At 38.5% G+C, this 499-nt stretch carries 1 pseudogene; it reads right to left on the bottom strand.

Annotated features, from left to right (window positions below):
- Window positions 1–30: 30 nt before the first annotated feature.
- Window positions 31–412: pseudogene (locus ABF638_RS38275) on the bottom strand (ISAzo13 family transposase); the annotation flags it as partial.
- Between the last annotated feature and the right edge of the window lie 87 nt (window positions 413–499).

Genomic DNA, 499 nt, shown 5'->3' with positions numbered 1-499 from the left:
GTTGAAAAGACTTTAACCATTAACAAACCAGTAGAGGAACTTTATCGCTTTTGGCTTTCTGACTTCGGCTGCACTGAGTCTGCTATATAGTCTTTGACTTTTAAAACTAGGATCAGTCTGACTTTGCGAATCTACTATATTTTTTATATCTTCTAAAAGATTTGGCAAGTGTTCTTCTGCTTTATAACGCCCTTTGCCACTCATGTTATCAATACAAGTAATACCACTTTCTAATTCTCTTATTCCTTTGCGAATTGTGTCTCGATTCCATCCTAATTCTGATTGTGCAAGCCTTTGCCCTCCTAAACCTAAGCCCTGAACTGTCTGTGCCATAAAGAAAGCGCTTTGCTGCACCTTTTAATCCAGATACAGTTTCAATCAACAACTTTTTGAGAGAATCAGTTAATACTATGTCCATCAGTTACCACACTCAAAAACAAGCATCATTATTCAAATTACTACAAAAGGGGAATGAAGGGGCTGCCGACGGCAGCCCCTT

Origin of the sequence: Nostoc sp. CALU 1950 (assembly GCF_051172895.1) — a bacterium.
GTDB lineage: Bacteria > Cyanobacteriota > Cyanobacteriia > Cyanobacteriales > Nostocaceae > Nostoc > Nostoc edaphicum_A.
The sequence above is the reverse complement of the archived record's forward strand: the minus strand, read 5'-3'. Positions and strand labels throughout refer to the sequence as shown.